The 6,968-nt window shown below is 58.4% G+C and carries 7 protein-coding genes and 1 pseudogene; 4 read left to right on the top strand and 4 right to left on the bottom strand.

The features are described 5' to 3' along the window. Positions 1 to 246: hypothetical protein (locus tag AC33YF_RS01285; protein WP_491775382.1), on the bottom strand; the 246-nt coding region annotated here is incomplete at its 3' end. Between the two features lie 275 nt (positions 247 to 521). Between AC33YF_RS01285 and AC33YF_RS01280 the strand changes: the two genes are divergently transcribed. Both AC33YF_RS01280 and AC33YF_RS01275 read left to right on the top strand, forming a co-directional pair. Next, on the top strand, positions 522 to 977 hold the full coding sequence (locus AC33YF_RS01280) for a host attachment protein (protein WP_491775381.1): 456 nt from the start codon (positions 522 to 524) through the stop codon (positions 975 to 977). A gap of 171 nt (positions 978 to 1,148) precedes the next feature. Beyond that, a pseudogene (locus AC33YF_RS01275) lies at positions 1,149 to 1,346 on the top strand (CsbD family protein); the annotation flags it as partial. A 367-nt stretch (positions 1,347 to 1,713) separates the two neighbouring features. Here AC33YF_RS01275 and AC33YF_RS01270 read toward each other — a convergent pair. The 3 genes from AC33YF_RS01270 to AC33YF_RS01260 form a co-directional block, all read right to left on the bottom strand. Further along, positions 1,714 to 2,934: a patatin-like phospholipase family protein gene (locus AC33YF_RS01270; RefSeq protein WP_491775380.1), complete on the bottom strand. Its 1,221-nt coding sequence runs from the start codon at positions 2,932 to 2,934 to the stop codon at positions 1,714 to 1,716. A 119-nt stretch (positions 2,935 to 3,053) separates the two neighbouring features. Next, positions 3,054 to 3,446, bottom strand: coding sequence for a hypothetical protein (locus AC33YF_RS01265; RefSeq protein WP_491775379.1), 393 nt, complete (start codon positions 3,444 to 3,446; stop codon positions 3,054 to 3,056). 14 nt (positions 3,447 to 3,460) lie between these two features. Further along, complete coding sequence (locus AC33YF_RS01260) at positions 3,461 to 4,492, bottom strand: HAD family hydrolase (RefSeq protein WP_491775378.1); 1,032 nt, start codon at positions 4,490 to 4,492, stop codon at positions 3,461 to 3,463. 277 nt (positions 4,493 to 4,769) lie between these two features. On the opposite strand from AC33YF_RS01260, the gene AC33YF_RS01255 reads away from it, so the two are divergent. Continuing rightward, entirely contained in the window at positions 4,770 to 5,741 is a 972-nt protein-coding gene (locus AC33YF_RS01255) for a SphA family protein (RefSeq protein WP_491775377.1), read from the top strand. A 109-nt stretch (positions 5,742 to 5,850) separates the two neighbouring features. Then, positions 5,851 to 6,804 carry an NAD-dependent epimerase/dehydratase family protein gene (locus AC33YF_RS01250; RefSeq protein ID WP_491775376.1) on the top strand — a complete coding sequence of 318 codons (954 nt, stop codon included), beginning with the start codon at positions 5,851 to 5,853 and terminating at the stop codon, positions 6,802 to 6,804. The last annotated feature ends 164 nt before the right edge of the window (positions 6,805 to 6,968 follow it).

Genomic DNA, 6,968 nt, shown 5'->3' with positions numbered 1-6,968 from the left:
ATGCTGTTGGGGTCTAGCCTCCGGATGCGTCCTCAAAAAGTGGTGGAGCACGTGGAGAAGCGACAGGACATGCTGCCTATCATTGCGCGCTTGGCCCGCGCGGATATCGTCAACAATCATGTCACGGATCTTCTCCTCGCCATGATCCTGATCGGTTAGGTATTGGGCAAGCGCGGTGGCAGCCATTTCGGGGATATGCTCGTGCTCGGCGATGGCGAGCACTTCTTCTTCGGTGAGGCCACACATAGCCACGCAGTCCTCTAAGGTAATCATCTTCTCTAACCCGACACTGTTCAGCGGCACGATATGCGTAAGCGCGTGCTAGTATCTTTGACGGTGATCAAGTCCCACTGATTTTGCGGCATGTATATGCAGACGAGTATATCATCGGGGCGCCGAAAAGGAGACGGCCGACATCCACCGTGTAGGATCGAGACACAAGGCACCCTCGGTTCGCGTAAGTCCTCTATTTTTGGGAGTTCAGGGAGCCCGTCCAGGCCCCCCTCATCGGGCACGAAGGCATGAAGACTGCTAGACTATTATATGTGATCGCCGATGGTGGCCGTGCGCGCTTCATCGAGCGTGATTCGCAAGGCCGGTTTAGGACCGCGTCGAGTTTTGAATCTTCAAGCCTGCATAAGCAGAGCCGCGATATGACTGCCGATCGGCCAGGGCGGGTCTTCGAAAGCGCCGATTCTAGCCGGCATGGTCTCGAGCCGCGGTTAGACCTGCACGAGGCCGAAAAGCGGAGCTTCGTGAGCTTAGTCGTCGCGGAGATCGGGCGAGCGCACGCGGCTCGGTCGTTCGACCAGTTCGTCCTGGTCGCCCCGCCGAAGGTGGTGGGCGAATTTCGTCGTGCAGTGCCTGCCACGCTCGCGTCTGCTCTCAAATGCACTTTGCAAAAGGATCTAACCAACACGCCTGATCACGATCTCACGGCCCATCTGTCGCCTGAGGCGCTCCGTGAGACCAAGTAATCGCCGCTGGCTCGTCGCGGTGGCCGAACGAAGCCGCTTGCCTCAAATCAAGGCGTCAGCCTGCAAAAAGCCAAATCATGCGCACGTTTTTACTCACCAGACCACGCGCTTCCGAGGATCGTGAGGTCTGATGCGCTTGATGCGTGAAGTCTGACAACGGAGGAGGTCCACATGGATTGGACGCGGATCGAAGGAAACTGGAAACAGATAAAAGGCAGGGCTAAGGAGCGATGGGGGAAGCTCACTGACGACGACCTCACCGCGATTGCTGGTCGGCGCGATCAGCTCGAGGGGATGATCCAAGAGCGCTACGGATACGCAAAGGAAAGAGCTCGAAAAGAAATCGAAGACTGGACCAGCTCGATAGAGTCTAGCCTTGAAGAGCAAATTGCAGCGCTTCGCTCTGGGATCCAGAGTTTATCTTCGACAGTCGAACGCATTGCTGAGGAACAGTTTCCTCGCGCCCGCTCAACAGCAGAAGAAGCCCTTCATGAGGCTGATAAAGCCTTCAAGCGGAACCCAATCCTTGTTATCGCCGTCGCATTAGGTTTGGGGTTTCTGATTGGTATGCTCACCCGACGCTAGCCATGGGCAGTAAAGTTCGCTTTTGGGACGAAGCTAAAACAGATGCTTGAACAAGTGAGCGCGGCTTGGGCAAGCAAATGGGACTTCGTTATCAGACAACCTTAGGGCTGGTTCTGGCCCATCGCAGACATTGGAAAGCCGGAAAACGTCTCTATAGCTCCGGCGGCTGCTTCTGCCAGGGGTAGCCCCGGCGCGCCATCTGGCTACCCACATTATAAAGCTCGGTCATGAAGACCGGATCGAACGGCGCGGTGCTTGTGTCCTGAACGTCACCGGGAATATAGGCTAAATTGTAGTCGATGCCGTTTCGCTTGCAGAACGCGTAGAGGCGATAGAGGTCACCAACGCCTTGGTTCTTGAGAAGGGTCGACACAGCGCGTCCCGCAATGGCCATAGTGCGCGGTTTTACGGCGTCGCGTTGGGGCGTCACCCAGCCATTCATGATGATGTAGAAGCGCCGGACTGGTCGGACACCCAGCGCCGCATCCGTTCCCGACAATGTCAGCTCTGTCGGCGCGAGGAAGACCGAGCGCGTCGTTCCACCGTCAACATGCATTTCTTCGTAGCTGTAGCCGTCGGCGTTCACCTTGATGAAGCTAGGTGGAAAAGCCGCCGGAATGGCCGCAGACGCCAAGAGCACTTCGCGGAACAATTCGACGGAGCCTGGGCGGCCGCTCGACGCAATCTCTCCCATGTCCCAGATCACAGGGCGGCCCGCATCGAGATTGGTGGTGCCAATCAACAGCCGGCGGCCTTTGCGATGCTCGGCCGCAACTTCAGCAAGGAAGGACGGCGTCACATAGTGCGCAATGATCTTCGCGAGCGGCGCGTTGCTAGACATCGCACTTCCACCCAGGAGACCCCTAACTGGCGTCAGAACCGCGATATCGTTCGTGTGCGACTCCGTAAACACGTGCTTCAGTGCTGGATCATATTTGGGTCCGAGGAACGCGAATGGAGCCGTCAGCGCACCAGCCGAAACGCCCGTCACGATGTCGAACTTGGGCCTTGTGCCTGCGGCGGTCCATCCCGCGAGAACGCCGGCGCCATAGGCCCCCAACGGACCACCGCCGGACAAGGCCAAAGAGTTCGTAACAGGTCGGCGCCCGCCACCCCGAAATTCTGGACGGCTACGGGTCAGCTGAGCCGCGCGCTTCGCACGAAATTCGGCCGTGTTCGGCGGGAGTTCATCGCCCCAAAAACGGATCGTCTCCGCCTGCATGCCGGAGACTTGCGCGTTGTCCTCAAGCCCAAGTGGGACGGCTTTGCGACCGCCGACTGAGGCACAACTCGCCAGCAGCGAACCAACGATGAGAAGTGCGAGCAGCCCGCCGATAGTCCGTGCGGCATACGCAAAACGTGGCTTACTCAAGATGTCCCCCGAGGAAATAGCGCGGAAGCGCGATTTTCCTTCAACCACAATACACTACCGTAAACCGGTCTGCGTTTTCTAGGGTGCTGCATCACCTCTTCAGCAGCAGGCTTAACTTTTCAGCGCTGCATCGCAAATGCGTATACGAAGAGAACTGCAACGATAGAGTGTAGCAACGCCGCACCCCAGAGCCCAGCGCCACCCGACTCAACGGCGCCAAGGACCAGCACTGGCGCTGCAATAACATTGTAGAGGGCGAGCGAGATCGCCGCATAAGACCCGAGACCATACGCCGTCTTCTGACCATCCGTCGCCGCGGACCAATCTCGACCGAGTAGCGCTCCTACGCCAATGGCAAAGATCGCCACTTCCAAAACGCGGACCATGACCATTGCCGGACCGTCCAAACCGGATCCGCCGATACTAGCAACAACCATGGATGGCGCGAGCATCGCCGACGCACCAAACAGAACTTCGATCCAGCCCGATACGAGGACAAGCCACGGTGTCATTCCGGCGCCCCCCTCTACTGTAAAGGAGTGGCGGAAGGCTTGGTCTCTGGTTTGCCCCACGAGAAGATCCGATTCCAATCGTTCTTTATGCTGACGACATTCCAGCCATTCGCCAGGGCATACTCCATCAGCTCAACGGGGAAGTGACCCACATCGGAATCGGGTCCATAGTCGTACTCCCGCTTCCCATCGTCGTGATGGACAAGCCCCATGAAGCACAGCCCCTTGCAGTTGGCTGTCCATTCGAGCATTTCTTTGTCGCCAGTTGAGTTGCCAAAGGCGAAGATTGGCTGACGGCCAATATAGTGATTGATGCCCTCCGCCTTACCCGGCCCATCGTCAAAGAATAACAGTTCCGGCAGTTTCACCAGTGTCGGACTCGAGTCCCAGTAGCGAAACTCCGTCTCGCCGGACGAGCCAACGACTTGCCAAGGCGGAATGCCATAGCACTGCTCCGTATACGCGCGCATAAAAGCCGTGCCGCCTCCCGAGACGATAAAGGTCGTGAAGCCGTTGGCGCGCAAATAATCGAGTAGTTCGATCATCGGTGCATAGGTGAGGTCGGTGTAGAGGCGATCAAATCTCGGGTGCTTCGCCGTCTTGAGCCACGCGGAAGCAATGTCGTTGAATTCTACAGTCGTCATGCCGCTGTGAGTTGCCGTTAGAAGCATCATGAGGCCCTTCTCACCGTAACCGAGAAGCTTCTTCGTGTTGCCGTCCAACGCAGATTTAAACGGCTCCTTCTTTTTCCACTCCGGATGTTGGTTGGACACCGCCTTCACACGGTCGACGACGAACACGAACTGCGTATAGAGCGGCTGCTCGACCCAGAGCGTGCCGTCGTTATCAAACGTAGCGATCCTCTGCGGTTGAGGGACGAAGTCCGGGCTGCCCGGGGTCGTCACACGTGCCACATAGTCGAGGATCGCCGCTTTTAGGCTGCCCTCGTTCCAAGAAGGCAGCGGGTCAGGTGTGTCGTCCGCCCGAACCGGAAAGGATGCAATCAGCATCACGATCGCTGCGATTAGCGTTCTGCCGAATGACATACGCGTAGCCCTCCGCGAGTTCCTCTCATGTGACGTAAAGCCTAGCAGACTGCCGGCCCATGCGCGCCCTTGGCCTGTGCCGCTGATACGGCGTGACCGCCGATCCGCCGGATTACGGTCTCGGCATCCCATTAGACGGCTCTCCACGCGGCACCGACGGAAATCATTTCCCGTACTGTGTCTCCAAAGGCACACCGGTAAAGCTCCCTTGCGGCTATCCTGTAGCCAAGTGAGTCCATACAAAAAAAGCATGGACCGAGATTCAGGGAGGCTGGCGATGAGAATGCGCATAACAGCCGCTGCCATGGCCCTCATGGGCCTACTGGTCGCATCGCCGGACAGGGCGACAGCGGTCGAAGGTGGCGCTGGGTTCTATCTACTTGGGTCCACGACAACAAACGCAGGCATTCTGCCCCCGCCCGGCACATACGTAATCGACTACAACTACTTCTATTCCGGTAGCACCGACTTTGCGTTTGAAAGCGCCGGACTCATTCTAGATGGTGGCGTCGAAGGCGGCGTCTATGGCAACGTGCCAGCGCCTCTTTGGGTCGCCCCCAACAAGGTGCTGGGCGCCAATATCGGGTTCCTCATGCTCATCCCGATCATCCACAAGGATGTGGATGCAGGCGCAAGCCTCTCGCTCCCACCGCCGTTCGGCGTAACTATTTCGCGAAGCATTGGAGATCAGGAGACGCGCTTTGGCGATCTTGTGCCGGGCTTCATGCTCGGCTGGCATTACGGCAATTGGCACTTCAAGACGCACACGCTCGTGAATACCCCAACGGGTTTCTGGGAACAGGGCAATCTGGCCAACGCCGGATTCAATCGCTGGGCAATCGACAACGCCGCGGCCTTCACCTGGCTGGACCCCAAGATCGGCCTTGAGGTCTCCTCCATGGCGGGCATCACCTACAACTGGGAAAACCCCACCACGCAGTACAAGAGCGGCAGTGAGTTCCACCTCGAATACGCCGTCGTTCAGAATTTCTCGAAGCAGTTCGCCGTTGGCGTCAATGGCTACTACTATGACCAAGTCACGGGCGACAGCGGCCCAGGCGCGCGCTTAGGGTCGTTTGCAGGGCGGGTGTCTGCGATCGGTCCGGTCGTGAATATGAACTTCCAGCTGGGCCAGGTCCCAGTCCTGACCAACCTTAAGTACTACCGCGAATTCGATGTCGAAAACCGCCTTGAAGGCGATGCGGGCTACGTAACCGTCACCATTCCCTTGGGTGGACCAGCAAACTAAGCGCGCGTCAGGTCTCGCCCATGCAGTGGCTTGCTCCTGCCCGATTATCGATGTGAACTTCAGGATCTGAAGGCGGCCTCGCGCCTCGACACGGAACCTGTGGATCAGCATGTCCAGCGCAACGGTTCAACAGCCAGGGCGCAAACCGCTGGTAGCTCTCACCGGCGCGACGGGCTTCATTGGCCAGCATCTCCTCAGCGGGCTTACGGCCCGGGGCTACCGCGTCCGCGTTTTGCTGCGACGACCCACCGAGATGCCGGAATCCTGCGCGAGCGTCCTTATCGGCGACATCGCCAAGCCCTACAATATGTCCGAGGCCTTGGCCGACGTCGATGCGGTGATCCATTCAGCCGGAATACCCCGCACCGCGACCGGCATTCCAGAGGACGATTATCGCCTATTCAATACGGAAGCGACGGTTCGTTTTGCCAACGCTGCGAAGCGCGCACGCGTGAAGCGTTTCTTGTTCTTGTCCTCTATCCGTGCCCAGGCCGGCCCTACGGCGGCGGGCGTCCTCACTGATGGCCAAGAAGCGCAGCCCACCGATGCGTATGGCCGATCGAAGCTTGAGGCGGAGAATGGGCTTGCCGAAACCGGACTAGAATGGGCCGCCCTTCGGCTAGCTCTTGTCTACGGCCCTGGTGCGGGCGGCAATATCGCGAAACTTCTTAAACTGGCGCGCAGCCCCTACCCTCTGCCGCTGGCTGGCCTGAAAGCCCGTCGCTCGCTCTTGGGGCTCGAAAATCTGGTCGAGGCCGTTGACCGACTTCTGACAACGTCAGCGCCGCTGAATCGTCCCTTTATCGTGGCTGATCCGGCACCGCTCAACGTGGCCGAGATCATCGGCGCTCTGCGGCAGGGGCTTGGTCGCAGGGCTGGGCTTTTCTACGTACCGCCACCCCTTCTGAAAGCGACCCTGTCCGCTTTGAAGCCGGAAATGGAGGTCGGCGCGCTCTTCAACTCGCTTGTGGCCGATCCCGCTGCGCTGCGAGCGCTTGAATGGAACCCTCCTGTTGCAACGCAACAAGGCTTGGCTGCGTTGGCCGCGCAGACGCCCAGCTGATCTGCCGATTGCGACATTGTTGCACTGCGTCCATGCTGCATCGCGCAACACTCAGAATTAAAAGTACTTTTTGGACACACTGTCTTACCAATGTCGTATTTTTTGACTATAGTGATACTTGGCTGACGTGGGGGTCGCCGTAGTGAAAATGTTGTCTGCAGAGA

This window comes from Methyloceanibacter sp., from assembly GCF_058506495.1.
The sequence above is the reverse complement of the archived record's forward strand: the minus strand, read 5'-3'. Positions and strand labels throughout refer to the sequence as shown.

Excerpts from the sequence above, each read along its gene's own strand:
- AC33YF_RS01280 (WP_491775381.1), top strand. The coding sequence starts at position 522 with ATGAAGACTGCTAGACTATTATATGTGATCGCCGATGGTGGCCGTGCG.
- AC33YF_RS01265 (WP_491775379.1), bottom strand. The coding sequence starts at position 3,446 with ATGACACCGTGGCTTGTCCTCGTATCGGGCTGGATCGAAGTTCTGTTT.
- AC33YF_RS01260 (WP_491775378.1), bottom strand. The coding sequence starts at position 4,492 with ATGTCATTCGGCAGAACGCTAATCGCAGCGATCGTGATGCTGATTGCA.
- AC33YF_RS01255 (WP_491775377.1), top strand. The coding sequence starts at position 4,770 with ATGAGAATGCGCATAACAGCCGCTGCCATGGCCCTCATGGGCCTACTG.
- AC33YF_RS01250 (WP_491775376.1), top strand. The coding sequence starts at position 5,851 with ATGTCCAGCGCAACGGTTCAACAGCCAGGGCGCAAACCGCTGGTAGCT.